This window comes from Butyricimonas hominis (assembly GCF_014287455.1).
In the GTDB taxonomy this organism is placed as follows: Bacteria; Bacteroidota; Bacteroidia; order Bacteroidales; family Marinifilaceae; genus Butyricimonas; species Butyricimonas muris.
Map to the genome: position 1 here is coordinate 83558 of NZ_JACOOH010000001.1, position 14397 is coordinate 97954.

At 49.2% G+C, this 14397-nt stretch carries 12 protein-coding genes and 1 riboswitch; of the genes, 9 read left to right on the plus strand and 3 right to left on the minus strand.

Annotation, left to right across the window (positions count from 1 at the left end; genetic code table 11):
• The first annotated feature begins 21 nt into the window (after nucleotides 1-21).
• Nucleotides 22-1803 (plus strand): cobalt-precorrin-5B (C(1))-methyltransferase CbiD, encoded by a 1782-nt coding sequence (cbiD, locus tag H8S64_RS00320; RefSeq protein WP_186974538.1) that lies wholly within the window; start codon nucleotides 22-24, stop codon nucleotides 1801-1803.
• 132 nt (nucleotides 1804-1935) lie between these two features.
• A complete protein-coding gene (locus tag H8S64_RS00325; protein ID WP_099290881.1) occupies nucleotides 1936-2151 on the plus strand; it encodes a hypothetical protein in 216 nt (71 codons plus the stop codon).
• Here H8S64_RS00325 and H8S64_RS00330 read toward each other — a convergent pair.
• From H8S64_RS00330 to H8S64_RS00340, 3 genes are read right to left on the minus strand one after another with little or no spacing between them, the layout of a single operon-like run.
• Complete coding sequence (locus tag H8S64_RS00330; protein WP_186974539.1) at nucleotides 2116-3123, minus strand: ABC transporter ATP-binding protein; 1008 nt, start codon at nucleotides 3121-3123, stop codon at nucleotides 2116-2118. The genes H8S64_RS00325 and H8S64_RS00330 overlap by 36 nt on opposite strands.
• A gap of 32 nt (nucleotides 3124-3155) precedes the next feature.
• Nucleotides 3156-4199 (minus strand): iron chelate uptake ABC transporter family permease subunit, encoded by a 1044-nt coding sequence (locus H8S64_RS00335; protein WP_186974540.1) that lies wholly within the window; start codon nucleotides 4197-4199, stop codon nucleotides 3156-3158.
• Nucleotides 4200-4205: 6 nt separating this feature from the next.
• Entirely contained in the window at nucleotides 4206-5360 is a 1155-nt protein-coding gene (locus H8S64_RS00340; RefSeq protein WP_186974970.1) for an ABC transporter substrate-binding protein, read from the minus strand.
• A gap of 21 nt (nucleotides 5361-5381) precedes the next feature.
• Nucleotides 5382-5576, minus strand: a riboswitch (cobalamin riboswitch).
• 185 nt (nucleotides 5577-5761) lie between these two features.
• On the opposite strand from H8S64_RS00340, the gene cobI reads away from it, so the two are divergent.
• From cobI to H8S64_RS00375, 7 genes are all read left to right on the plus strand, one after another.
• A complete protein-coding gene (cobI, locus tag H8S64_RS00345) occupies nucleotides 5762-6478 on the plus strand; it encodes a precorrin-2 C(20)-methyltransferase (protein ID WP_186974541.1) in 717 nt (238 codons plus the stop codon).
• 88 nt (nucleotides 6479-6566) lie between these two features.
• The gene (locus H8S64_RS00350) at nucleotides 6567-7712 is read left to right on the plus strand and encodes a BamA/TamA family outer membrane protein (protein ID WP_186974542.1); all 1146 of its coding nucleotides are present in this window, start codon (nucleotides 6567-6569) and stop codon (nucleotides 7710-7712) included.
• A 16-nt stretch (nucleotides 7713-7728) separates the two neighbouring features.
• Entirely contained in the window at nucleotides 7729-9432 is a 1704-nt protein-coding gene (locus H8S64_RS00355; RefSeq protein WP_366482210.1) for a phosphoethanolamine transferase family protein, read from the plus strand.
• A gap of 410 nt (nucleotides 9433-9842) precedes the next feature.
• Nucleotides 9843-10832: an aspartate-semialdehyde dehydrogenase gene (locus tag H8S64_RS00360; RefSeq protein WP_186974543.1), complete on the plus strand. Its 990-nt coding sequence runs from the start codon at nucleotides 9843-9845 to the stop codon at nucleotides 10830-10832.
• 290 nt (nucleotides 10833-11122) lie between these two features.
• Complete coding sequence (locus tag H8S64_RS00365; RefSeq protein ID WP_186974544.1) at nucleotides 11123-12487, plus strand: peroxiredoxin family protein; 1365 nt, start codon at nucleotides 11123-11125, stop codon at nucleotides 12485-12487.
• Between the two features lie 99 nt (nucleotides 12488-12586).
• A complete protein-coding gene (locus tag H8S64_RS00370; RefSeq protein ID WP_186974545.1) occupies nucleotides 12587-13153 on the plus strand; it encodes an RNA polymerase sigma factor in 567 nt (188 codons plus the stop codon).
• Nucleotides 13154-13236: 83 nt separating this feature from the next.
• Nucleotides 13237-14367, plus strand: a complete 1131-nt coding sequence (locus tag H8S64_RS00375) for a FecR family protein (RefSeq protein ID WP_186974546.1) — start codon at nucleotides 13237-13239, stop codon at nucleotides 14365-14367.
• Nucleotides 14368-14397 lie beyond the last annotated feature (30 nt).

The window sequence follows — 14397 nt, forward strand, 5'->3', positions numbered from 1 at the left end:
AAATCATAAATCGTAAATATCATGGTCCTCATATTCGGCGGAACAACAGAAGGCAGAACGGCTGTCCGGGTACTCGACGAGGCAGGCTCCCCCTATTACTACTCGACCAAAAGTGACACGCAACAAATCGAGTGTAAACACGGTACCCGTGTTGCCGGGGGCATGGCTACAAGCGAGATGCAAAACTTTTGCACCCGCCATGACATCCGGCTTATCGTGGATGCCGCACACCCCTTCGCCTCCCAACTGCACGCCAATATAGCCGCCGTGTCCGAACGCTTGGACATCCCCGTCATCCGTTTAGAGCGCCTCTATCCCGAGCGGGACGAATCGCTCGTCTGGTGCGACACGTTCGACGACGCCATAGATTACCTTGAACACCACCACATCCGCAACCTACTCGCCCTTACCGGGGTACAAACCATCGGCAAGATGCGCCGCTATTGGGAAAAGACACCTTGCTGGTTCCGCGTACTCGACCGGGAACAATCACTCGACCTCGCACTTCGGGCAGGCTTCCCCCGGGAAAGATTACTCTTCTGGCAGGATAAACAGGACGAGGCGGCTCTATTCCGGGAGATTCAACCGGACGCCATCATCACCAAAGAGAGCGGAGAATCGGGTTTCTACTCCGAGAAGATTACAGCGGCAAAAGCCCTCGGCATCCCCGTGCTCGTCATTCGCCGTCCCGCGTTACCCGAAAGTTTTTACACCGTAAACGGGGAACACGGGCTACGCTACCGGGTGGAACGACTCGTGCCGGGATTCTTCCCCTTGCGAAGCGGATTCACGACAGGCTCCTGCGCCACAGCCGCCACGGTAGCCGCCCTGCAAGGACTCCTCACGGGCGAACCGCAACAGCAATCGACAATCACCCTCCCCAACGGTGAAACTATCACCTTTCCCGTTGCCTCCTGCACGTTTGCCCCGAACTCCTGCACTTGTGGCATTACCAAAGACGCGGGAGATGACCCGGACGTCACGAACGGCTACACGATATACACGGAAATTACCCCGTCCGCCACTCCCGGCGTCCATTTTCTACAAGGCGAAGGAGTCGGCACCGTCACGCTTCCCGGTTTGGGCATACCCGTGGGGGAACCAGCCATCAATACCACTCCCCGTACCATGATGACCCGGGAAGCGGAACGCCTGCTCCGGGAGCATAAGGATATACTCGGCATCAACATCCGTATCTCCGTACCCGGCGGCAGGGAACTCGCCACCAAGACATTCAATCCCCGCCTCGGCATCACGGGCGGTATTTCCATCATCGGCACCTCCGGAGTAGTACGCCCTTTCTCCTCGGAAGCCTTCGTCAACAGCATCCGCAAAGAAATACAGGTAGCCAAAGCCCTTGGCTGTAACCACATCGTCATCAACTCCGGCGCCAAGAGCGAAAAGACACTCCGTTCCCGCTTCCCCGAACTGCCCGACCAAGCCTTTATCCACTACGGCAACTTCATCGGCGAAACCCTCAAACTGGCAGAAACCGAGTCCATCCCCTCCGTCACCATGGGCATCATGATAGGCAAAGCCGTCAAACTCGCCGAGGGCAACCTCGACACGCATAGCAAACACGTCGTCATGAACAAAGCCTTCATCACCCGCCTCGCCGCCGAAAGCCAATGCCCCCCTTCATCCATAGCCCGCATTGCCGACATCACCCTCGCCCGCGAACTATGGGACATCTTTGCCCACACCCCCGCTTTCTTCGATACCCTCGTGCAACATTGCTACACCCAATGCCTTCCCCTGCTCTCGCGGACACGTTTAGAGATTATTCTTATTCCGGAAGAATAAGTCCGTCAAAAGATTAAGCAATCAGCAACGAGGACAGGGCGAAAAGCGTTTTGACGCATTTGCCCTGCAACGAGAAAATCAAGTGATTAGATTATCAAAATAATTGCGTATCTTTGCCGAAAATAAATTATAATGAAAAACAAAACCAAAATTACTCGGGAAGACTACTTGAAAGCAACGAGGAAAGCCCGAAGGGAAGAAGAGATACGGGAGCATCTCCATCCCGTGAACATCAGCAGGGTTCACAAATCAAAGAAAGTTTACAACCGCAAAAGAAGCAAGGCGGCTCTGAATAAGGAGTTGCCTTATTTTTTACCCTTCCGGCAAGACAGCAGGCATAGCGCTTAACAACTCTTCAATCGTCTGCACCTCTATCACGGGCTTTCCCGGCACGTTAATCCTGAAACCCGAAGTTGTCAAATCACCCGTTTCCACGTACACCTCCGACTCCACGTTCCGGTTAGCCAACATTCCGTTACGCTGCAACGCCTTCCGCACCATGGCATACTTTTGCCCGTGTCCCTGCAACCGCACGCGCGAAGTATATTGATTCTCTATCCGGAACAACCCCGTTTCCATATCAAAAACAATCCCCTTACGGGCAAAAAAACTACTCAGATGTCCCTCCAACGCCAAATCTTCCGGTGTGCCTATCGTGATGCCGTGTTGCTTATCCATCAGCCATATCTTGTCGGCAATCTGCAAGGCGAGTTCCAAATCGTGCGTCGAAAGAAATATCGTCTTCCCGGTTTCCCGTGTCAACTGGTGAAGCAACTGCATAATCTCCACCTTACTCGGGAAATCCAAAAATGCCGTCGGCTCATCCAAAAATATCACGGGTGTCTGTTGTGCCAACGCTTTCGCTATCATCACCTTCTGCCGCTCCCCGTCACTCAGCGTGTGTACCATACGGGAAGCCAGATTCTCAATCTTCACCAGCGCTATCGACTCCTCCACTATCCGGCTGTCCTCCTTGTCAAGCGTTCCCCAGAAACCGGTATACGGACTTCTTCCCATCCCTATCAACTCCCGGGCACTCATGTTGCGCACGTCGCATTTCTCGGTCAGCACCACGCCTATCGTCTTCGACAACTCCTTGTCTGAATAAGTACCGAGTTCCCGCCCCATAATAAAAATCTCCCCTCCCAACTTCGGTTGAAACGCCGACAAGGTGCGCAAAAGCGTGGACTTCCCCACCCCATTCGCCCCCAAAAGACAAGTCAACTCCCCCCCGTTTATCTCCGTGCAAATCCCTTGAGCCACCACCTTCGTGTCGCTCTTACCCCTGTACCCGATAGAAAGATTTACCAAACGAACCATAACCCAAATTTAAAATCACAAATCGTAAATCATTAAATTTCCACCTCATTCCTCTTCCGTTTCCCGAACAACACCGACGCCACCACCGGCGCCCCGACCAATGCCGTCACCGAATTCACGGGCAAAGCCCCCTCGAACCCCGGCAAACGGGCTATCAGATTACAAAGCAACGCCAGCGAGGCCCCCACCAGCATCGAGGTCGGCATCAATATCCGGTGGTCCGAAGTCTGGAATATCGTGCGACACAAGTGAGGCACCGCCAACCCCAAAAAGATAATCGGACCACAATAAGCCGTGACAATCGCAGTCAACACCCCGGAGCAAGTAATCACCCACACCCGGGCACGATTAATATTCAGTCCCAGATTACGGGCGTACCCGTCCCCCAGCATCAACAGATTCAACGGCTTAATCAACAAAAAAGACAGCGGGATAATCACCGCCATAATCGTCACAAACAACATCATCTGGTTCCCCGAAACCCGGGCGAAACTACCTAATCCCCAAATCACGTACGCCTTGATATCCTCCTCCACGCTGAAAAACTTCAGTACCCCGATAACGGCATTCGCGATATACCCTATCATCACCCCGATAATCAAGAGAGTAACACTCCCCCGTATCTTCCGGGAAGCGAAAACGATTAATCCCATCACGGACAACGCCCCCACGATAGCCGCGACAGACAGCGCCACCTCCCCGATAAATCCCAGACGACTCAAGGCCACTCCCCCCAGTTTACCGGACAACAACACCACGAAAGCCACCCCCAGACTCGCCCCCGAACTGATACCCAGCACGGAAGGTCCCGCCAACGGATTACGGAAAATAGTCTGCATCTGCAACCCGCTGATAGAAAGTCCCGCGCCCGCCACCAACGCCGTCAACGCCTGCGGCAACCGGGACTTCAAAATTATATTCTGCCAAGCCACCGGTTCCTCCCCGCTACCCGTCAGCACGTTCCAAACCGATGAAAACGGGATAGCCACCGAGCCCAACAACATATTCAATAACAAGAACACCACGATAGACACCGTGATAAAAAACATCCATATCGTATTTCTCCCTCGTCCCATGCACTCTTATTTATTAAGCAAATCGTAATACACCGGTTCATGGTCGGGCAACACACCCGGGTGAAACACCCGAATCATATCGGCAAGCACCACCTCCGGTTCTGCGGGCATACTCTCGTAAAACGGCTTCTCCCGCATGTTACAATAAATGACACGTTTATCCTTAAAAGCCTTGAAATCAGCGTAACGCTCGTCTTGCGCCTTCAACGCCGCATAACAATACTCCCCGGCAAAACTATTCGCGATTCTCCAGTAGTCGGCACTCTCCGCCTGATTGTACACCGTCTCGAAATCCAACGTCACCCCACCCGAACGGGGGTCGTCTTTCAAGAAATAATCCGCACCCGCGTCATGGAAAAGCTGTGCCAGAAAACTCTTTCCCCCCACGGCATACCACACTCCGCCTCTCAACTCCCCGCTAAATACCACGGGACGACGTTCCACGTCACCGACCATCGCTTTCAACGAATTATACCGGTTCTCTATCCGGTCAAATTCCACCCCCGCCTTATCCTCCATTCCCAGCAACAACCCCACGAACTTAATCCATTCCGCCTGCCCGAGAGGAGTCATCTCCTTGTACCCGAGATGCGGCACCAGAGGAATCCCGATATCTTTCACGGCATCATACCCCCCGCGTTTAAAAGGCGAAATCAGCATCAGGTCGGGATTCAGGCTCATGATAATCTCGTTATCAAAATTCCCCTCTATCCCGATACGGCGAGTCTTCCCCTCGTCCACCCGCTTCTGCATCTCCCCGTTAAAAAGGAAACGGGTACTCGTGATACCCACCACCCGGTCCGTTGCGTCCAGTTTGATAAAATTAGACAACTGCAAAGAAGTCATGCACACCACGCTCCGCACCGGAACCTCCACCACGGGCACCCCCGCCGGGGTTTGCACCTTCTTCCTCCGGGGAATCAAAGCGTACTGGTAACACGTGTGGCTACTCTCCTGCGGGTCTTTGACATTCAACACGGCATACCCGTCCCGGTACTCCAACCAAAACCCTTTAGCGTATTTAATCCGAACCCGGGGAATCGAATCGCTCCCCGCCTGAACGGTCTGTTTCTCGACCGACTTCTTACTCGTTTTCGACTTGCAGCAACAAAACACTCCGCAAGCACACAAAATACACAATAAACGTACTAATCCATTCATCTCTTTTCCTCCGAAAGTATTAATCATTCGTGTCATCTGGCAGGTTTTCTGGCTTGTCATCTTTTCTCCTTCCCGGATTCCAATCCAGTGGCTTTATAGAAAAAATCTGCCCACCCTCGAGGCAGGAAACGACTTTACAGCTGCGGGGACAGCCCCGGAATTTCACCGGATTCCCTTTTCTTCCAACACGGAAGCACCAAGACGCCTGCAAATATATAAATATTATTTTGAGCGTATCCGTTTTTTAACGACTTTTGCACCCGAAATCAGTTCAAAAGGTCCATAAAGTCCATAAGGTCCATAAAGTCGTAAAGTCCCAAACACCAGAAACATCACGACAACTTCGAGAACTGACCTTATGGACCTTATAGACTTTACGGACTTTATAGACTTAATAGACTATGAAAGTAATCAGCATCTCCCTCGGTCCGGGCAATCCGGAGTTAATAACGGTCAAGGCATTAAAAGCCTTGCAGGAAGTTGACGTAATCTATTGCCCCGGTACGAAAAGCAAAGAAGGGACTTTCAAATCATACTCCCGGGACATCATCCTGTCCCTACCCGTCGAGGCTAGTAAAATCCGAGTCTTCCACGTCCCGATGTCCAAAGACCGCACGTTTGCCAACCGGGCTTACGATGAACTCTGCCTCGAAATCGCGGCACGGATTGCCGAGGGGAAAACGGTTGCCGTCACTGCCGAAGGCGATTCCGGCTTCTACTCTTCCGGCAACTACATGTTCGAGAAACTCGCCTCCATGCACATCCCCACCTCCGTCATTGCCGGAGTACCCGCGTTCATCGCCGCGGGAGCGGTATCGGGACTTCATATCGTGAAACAAGAAGAAAAACTCATCGTCCTACCGGGTAAAACAACGCTGGAAGAACTTCACGAACTCACCACCACGAACCACGTTATCGTCATCATGAAATTATCGCAATGCACCGATACCGTCCACGAATTCATCCGTCAACACCCGGATGCCGAATACCACTATTACCAAAACGTGGGTACCGCGAACGAACAACATGAAACCGACCGGAACGCCCTCGTGGAAATCGAATTCCCTTACTTTTCCCTAATGATTATACGACCTGCCAAAAGAATCTCTGTCGGCTAACCCAACAATTGGCACAAATATTGCGTACAAGGAAATCACGAGATGAATGATTGTTTAATCTATGCTAATTTAACTTTATCAATCTGAAATGATTCGACATACACTATATATCGCGTTATTATGCGTCCTGTCGCTTTCCGCCAACGGGCAAGACACGGTCACCGTTGACACCACACCCGTGAAGACCGGATTCTTCCATCGGTTCTACCGTTATTTCGCGGACGCCAACAAAGAGAAAGCCGAAAAGCGATTCGACTTCTCTATTATCGGGGGACCGCATTTTTCGAGCGACACCAAACTGGGGCTCGGACTCGTGGCATCCGGGCTGTACCGTATCGACCGGCACGACAAAACCATATCCCCCTCCAACGTCGCCATCTACGGGGACATCACCACCACGGGTTTCTACCTGCTGGGAATCCGGAACAATAGCATCTTCCCGCGTGACCGTTTCCGGCTCAACGCCAACATGTACTTCTTCTCCTTCCCCAGCGAATTCTGGGGCATCGGTTATGAAGCCGGCAGACATGAAGACCGCAAAACCGAATATAAACGACTGGAACAACAAGTCAAACTCGAACTCCTGTGGCGTCTGGCTCCCAACCTCTACGTGGGTCCCAACCTCATGTTCCGCAACGTGAACGCGAAAGATTTCGACGACATCAGCTTCCTCAACGGGGCACCCAAGAACGTCACCACCTTCGGACCCGGAATCATCATCTCGTATGACTCGAGAGATTTTATCCCGAACCCTTACAAGGGAATCTACGTACAACTGGAGCAACAGTTCTTTCCCGGCTTCCTCGGTAACGATCAGGATTTCAAGCGTACCAGCTTCGACTTCCGGTATTATCACAAAGCGTGGAAAGGAGCTATCGTTGCCACGCAATTACAAGGAATATTCAACTACGGGGACACCCCGTGGAGTATGGTTGCCCTGATGGGCGGTTCGTACAGCATGAGAGGTTACTACGAGGGTCGCTACCGGGACAATGACCTGATACAGGCGCAAGTAGAACTCCGTCAAAAAATATACAACCGCCACGGCATAACCGCGTGGGCAGGTGCCGGAAACGTGTTTCCGGACATGGACAAGTTTAAATGGAGCCACACCCTGCCCACTTATGGCATCGGCTACCGTTGGGAATTTAAAAACAGAATTAACGTAAGATTGGATTATGGTATCGGCAAAGGCGTCAAAGCATTCTACTTCAATATTAACGAGGCTTTCTAAAGGACTTGTCAACTTCGTGAAAAAGAGCAAAACCCTGTTCTGGCTCTTCATCGTGTTGAACCTTGTCCCCAACTTCTGCCTGATATTCACGGAACCTCTCTCCGCGATCGGGAAGATCATACTGGTCCTTGTTCCCTTGAGCATCTACATGATCGTCTTCTCGCTCTTCAAACGGGCGGGACTCATGCAACTCATACTCATCCCCGTGCTTATCCTGCACGCGTTCCAACTCGTGCTATTCTACCTCTTCGGGGAATCCGTCATTGCCGTGGACATGTTCCTGAACCTGCCCACCACGAACGCATCCGAGGCGGGCGAACTGCTGGGCAACATCTGGCCCTCCATTATCATCGTGTGCGTCCTCTACATCCCGGTCATCGTGCTGGCTTCCATCGCGGTCCATCACAAGGTAGTCCGCCCTGCCGCTTTTCGCCGGAAAATGATCACGTGGGGACTCGTGTTACTCATCATCGGCTCCGGTCTTACCGCTTACGAGAAAAGACGGGACAACACCTACGAGGTAAAAACAGACCTCTACCCGGCGAACGTGATGTACAACTTCTACTTTGCCTGCAAGAAATGGAACCGCAGCATGGATTACCCCGTCACCTCCAAGGACTTCACGTTCCGCGCCACACGGGATACCGCCCATGAACGCCGGGAAATATACGTCCTCGTCATCGGGGAAGCCGGACGTGCCGAGAATTGGAGCTTGTGGGGCTATGAACGGGAAACCAACCCGAAGTTGAAAAACGAGGCTAACCTAGTCCTGTACAAAGACGCTATCACGCAATCGAATACCACGCACAAAAGCGTGCCTCTCATCCTGTCTGCCGCCGACGCCTGTCATTACGAGCGCCTGTACACCCAAAAAAGTGTAGTGACCGCATTCAAGGAAGCCGGATTCAAGACCGTGTTCCTTTCCAACCAAGTACCGAACCGCTCGTTTACCGACTATTTCGGCGAGGAAGCTGATTATTACAAAAACATCCGCCCCACCGAGGACGGCGGTTTAATCACGCTCAACAATTACGACGAAGCCATGTTACCTTTCATGCAGCATTATATCGACTCGCTGGCAAACGACAACCTCCTCATCGTGTTCCACACTTACGGTTCACACTTCAATTACAAGGAACGCTACCCGGAAGAGTTCGCTCACTTTACCCCGGCTGACGCCACCGAAATCGAATACAAAAACAAGGCACAACTCGTCAACGCCTACAATAACAGTATCATTTACACGGATCATTTCCTGCACAACGTGATCGAGATATTACGCGCCTCCGGCAGCGACGCCACCATGATTTACTCCCCCGACCACGGGGAAGACCTGCTCGACGACAGCCGGAAACGCTTCCTGCACGCCTCGCCGATCCCAACCTATTATCAGCTACATATCCCGTTCATGATCTGGTTCTCGGACAATTACATCGAGGCACGTCCCAATTTCTATCAAGTGGCACGCTACAACAGCAACGCACCCGTTGCCACGAACCATATTTTCCATACCCTGCTGAACCTTGCCGAGATCAACACCTCGCACTTCGAGCCGGAATTTTCGCTAATCAACCCGGTTTTCAAACGACAACCGCGTATGTACCTCGGTGATCACGATAACCCTATCAATTACTACGAAGTCGGTTTGAAAAAACAAGACAAAGAGATGGTGCAACAGCGAGGCATGGATCACACGGTAAACACTTCCTGCAAAAACTAGGGATATACTCCTGTAAACCAACTGTTACATAACCCCGGCAGGTGACTTTCGGGTGAGTATTGGGCGGGTATTAGGCGACATCGCCTACTCATCGCCCACAGTTTACCCACTCTTCGCCCACGATTTAGTAAACAATAGGCTTTTTTAACACCAACAACATGCCTGTTCTCGCGATGATTCACCGGACAATAAATTTGCACGTGCCACAGATTGGGATTAAAGAAGGGACATTCAAGGGTATGTCAACCGTTCTGTTACAATTTTAACACGGGGACACAATATTGAAAAAATACCTCGTTCCTATTGCCGAAGCAATGCTTATTCACTATTTTTGACCCGGTAATAAAACAACTAACTTATATACAAGAAATGCCGTAACAGGCTTTCAAACAATTAAAAATCCATTCGAAATGAAAGTAGCAGTAGTAGGCGCAACAGGTCTTGTAGGAAGAAAAATGTTGCAGGTTTTGGAAGAAAGGAATTTTCCGGTAACAGAATTGATACCGGTCGCCAGCGAGCGTTCCGTGGGTAAAGAAATCACCTTCAAGGGAAAAAACTATAAAGTCATGGGAATGCAGGACGCTATCGACATGAAACCCCAAATCGCTATTTTCTCCGCCGGGGGGGACACCTCCCTCGAATGGGCTCCCAAGTTTGCCGCAGCGGGAATAACCGTGGTCGACAATTCCTCCGCGTGGAGAATGGACCCCACGAAAAAACTCGTGATACCGGAGATTAACGCCGACACGCTGACCCGGGAAGATAAAATCATAGCCAATCCCAATTGCTCGACGATACAAATGCTGGTCGCCTTGGCTCCCCTGCACAAGAAATACGGAATCAAACGCGTGGTGGTATCCACTTACCAATCCGTCACCGGAAGTGGTCTGAAAGGCATCAACCAACTGGAAGGCGAACGGGAAGGCAAAGAAGTAAAGAAAGCCTACGCACACCCCATCGACCGCAACTGTCTCCCGCACTGTGACTCGTTCACCGAGAACGGGTACACGAAGGAAGAGATGAAACTCGTGAACGAAACGTGCAAAATATTAAACGACGACACGATTAAAGTAACCGCCACAGCCGTGCGGGTTCCCGTCGTGGGCGGACACTCCGAGAGCATCAACCTCGAATTCGAGAAAGACTACGACTTGGACGAGGTTCGCACCCTGTTGGCTCAATCCCCCGGCATCGTCGTGCAAGACGAGCCCATGCAAAATCTCTACCCCATGGCAATCACCGCCAACGAGCGGGACGAGGTCTTTGTGGGACGCCTCCGCCGGGATTTCTCCCAGCCGAACAGCCTCAACCTGTGGGTCGTTTCCGACAACCTCCGCAAGGGAGCCGCCACGAACGCTGTGCAGATAACGGAATACTTGAACAAGCATAATCTAGTATAACACGAGGGCGTGTTTCGACACGCCCTCTCGTCCATAAGGTCTAAAAGTCCATCATGTCGTAAGGTCAAATGCACAAGTAACCAGCACATTATAATACTGGCCATCAAAGTATTATCAAATCACTGACTTTATAGACTTTAGGAGCCGAAGGCTCGACCTTATGGACTTTATAGACTAGAGGTGTGTCAAAACACACCTCCATGTTGCAAATTTTTCTTCTCTCTCCTGTCACCCTCTAGCATTTTTTGGGATTAGTATAAGTAGTAAATCACTTAAATAAAATCTAAAACATGAAATGCTATTATTTCTTTCTATTTTTCACGCTAATCTCTTGCGCCAGCTCACCACGTCACGGAAACAATATAAAAATCTCCATTGACGTCGACGAACTACCGGAAATCGGGCTGGGCATATCAACAACAGAATATGACGTAAGAGTCATTGAATTCGACTCCGCCAAACACGGAGAACGTATCATAGACAACGCCGAGGCAATCTACCTAACTTTACACAACGGATTCAGTGAACGCAAACAAATTTACGCGGAGAAAGGGGATCATATCCACCTTACATTCGATGGTAAAAAACTTCACGGCACGTCTAAGCTCACAGGGGACCGTCCTCCTATCACGGAATACCTCTCCCGCTGGAAAGCCGTATTCCCTTCCCGTAACATTTATTCTTTGCCCTTGCCAGAATTTGAAACAAAATTGAAAGAAGCGATACAGGAAAATTCACGCTTGCTAGATTCTTGCGAAAACACACTGAAAAAAGCAAGCAAGAAATTCGTGAAACTGGAACACGCTCGTATTAAATATTTACTCGGCTCCGTTCTTTTGAATTATCCTTACGCTCACGGCTGGAAAAAGAAAGAAGAAATCGAAGCCAATTATTACACCACGCTCGAAAATTGGATCGAGGAAGACAAAGATTACCTTGACCTTCAAGAATACCAGAATTTTATCACGCACGCATGTTCTTTCCTCAGCGCACAGAACGAAGCTAAGGCAACAACGCCTTACGAGAACGTGTTACAACGCATACAATACATCTCTCGAAATTTCAAACAAGATGAAGTGATTCAATACTTCATCTCCACTTGGGCAAATGAATACGTGCAACGCAACGGAATTGTACAAATAGAGGAACTGGATAAAATAACACGCGAAAAACTAACGAACCCGGAATTATTATCCCGATACACGGACGTTTACGATAGCTGGGTTCGCATTGAACCGGGTAACGAAGCGATAGATTTCTTCGCAAGGGACTCGACGGGAAAAGAATTTTCCTTAAAAGATTTCCGGAACCAGTACGTCTGCCTTTATATCTGGCAGAACGTTTTTCCTTGTATCGCCGAATTTTCCTACCTTAATAAATTAACCCCATTATTCAAGGAAAAGAATATTCAACTGGTTAACCTTTCCATTGAACCCAAGAATGAATATTGGAGGGAAGTTATCAGGAACAAAGATATCCAAACAGGCACACACCTGTATTTGGAAAAGACAAGGGAATTCCTCGCAGGATACCACTATAATCCCCAGACTATTTTCCAATTTATATTAATCACCCCGGACGGGAAAATCGCAAGGATTAATCTTCCCAAACCCTCATCCGGCGAATTTGAAAAATACCTGTCAGAGCAACTTTAAAACAATAAATATAATGACAAAGTACAATCATTAACATGGTTGTATTTTGTCATTTCTACTGTTTTTTGTTTATTTGCAAATAGAAGAACAGCCGCAATCATGACAAAGCCCGATAAATTCATACAAGGAATAAACAGCAAAGACCCACTCGCGTGGAAAGAATTGTATCGCTTTTATTACGGGGCATTGTGCAATTACTCGTCTTCTATCATAAACGAAACAAACATAGCGGAGGACATTGTTCAAGAATGTCTGGTTACAATCTGGAAATCAAGCCTACATTTTCAAGATGTCAAAATATTGTCATCCTATCTATACCGCTCGGTGTATAACAACACGCTAAAATACATCCGGGACCAAAAAGTGGAAGACAGGCGAAAAGCGGAATGGAGTTCGGTGCAAGCGGAAGAAGAGGAAGATGTATTCTATCAAGCTATCGAGGAAGATGTCATTCGCAAATTACGGATGGTCATAGCGCTTCTCCCCGAACAACGCCAAACCATACTACGGTTAAGCATAGACGGGCTTTCCATTCAGGAAATCGCATCACAACTTGGCATTAGTGCTAACACTGTCAAAACGCAGAAAAAAAGGGCATATTTATTTATAAAAGAAAATTTAAAAGAGTATTTCGGTTTATTGTTGTTACTGGAAATATTAAAATAATCACGACAAGAAAAAAAAATCACGTCAGCTGTCACCCGCCAAACCACTTTTGGGATATAGTGTACAACAAAAATGACTATATCATGAAGTGGAACTCTTTACATGAAAAATCCGATTGGCTGTTTCGCCAAGTCTTGAACAAGGAAAAGCAATCCTCACACGAGGATTCCCGACTGGAAGATATTGCCCGGAAATTTTCCGATGACCGATACCTACGCCGGAAAATAGAGGCTCAGGAACGGTTCGATTATTTGAAAGCTTATCACAAAAATATCACCCCGACGAAAATAACGCCGAAGTATACCTATGTAAGAATCGCTGTTGCCATTCTAATTTTGATTGGTTCGGGAACATTTTTATTCATGCATCAAGGACACAAGCGACACGAGCATTATAAGGAGATATATTTATCGGACATTCATCCCGGAAAACAGCAAGCGTTACTAATCACACACAACGGTCAGAAAATCAAACTGAATCGCACGACCCACCAAACCATAGAGCAAAACGGGACAAAACTCCAAATCGACACAACAGGTTTGCAGTACGAACCGACAAACCTCGTTCCAACGGGAACTATCCACAACACGTTGATTGTACCCCGGGGTGGGGAATTCACGCTGACCTTGTCTGATGGTACAAGAGTGTGGCTGAACTCCGATTCGCAACTCACTTACCCGGTTAATTTCACCGATTCTACCCGAGAAGTAACCATATCGGGAGAGGCCTATTTCAGCGTCAATCGCTCGACGGCTCCCTTTATCGTGAAAACAGACAGGGGTGACATCACCGTGCTGGGTACGGAATTCAACGTGAACAATTACCCGGGAAACCGGGAAACCATAACAACCCTAGTAAACGGAAAAATAGCCTACCTCACTCCCGACGGGGAAAAGTTTATCTTGACTCCCAAGCAACAAATCGTTATAAAACAAGACGGGCAAAAAGAAATAAAAACCGTGGACACACGTTACGCCACCTCATGGAAAACCGGCATGTTCCTATTCCAAGAAATGAGGCTGGAAGATATTATGAACCAACTCGAAAGATGGTATGACATTCACGTGTTCTACACGGAAGAACGGGTAAAAGACCTACACTTCTCGGGTGACTTAAGTCGTTTCAAAAATATCGGTACATTCATCGAAATGTTCGAGAAAAGTTCGGATGTAAAAATCGAAGTCAGAGGGAAAAATATCATCGTCGGAATATAATACACCAGAGGTAACTCTGGATAATCATAC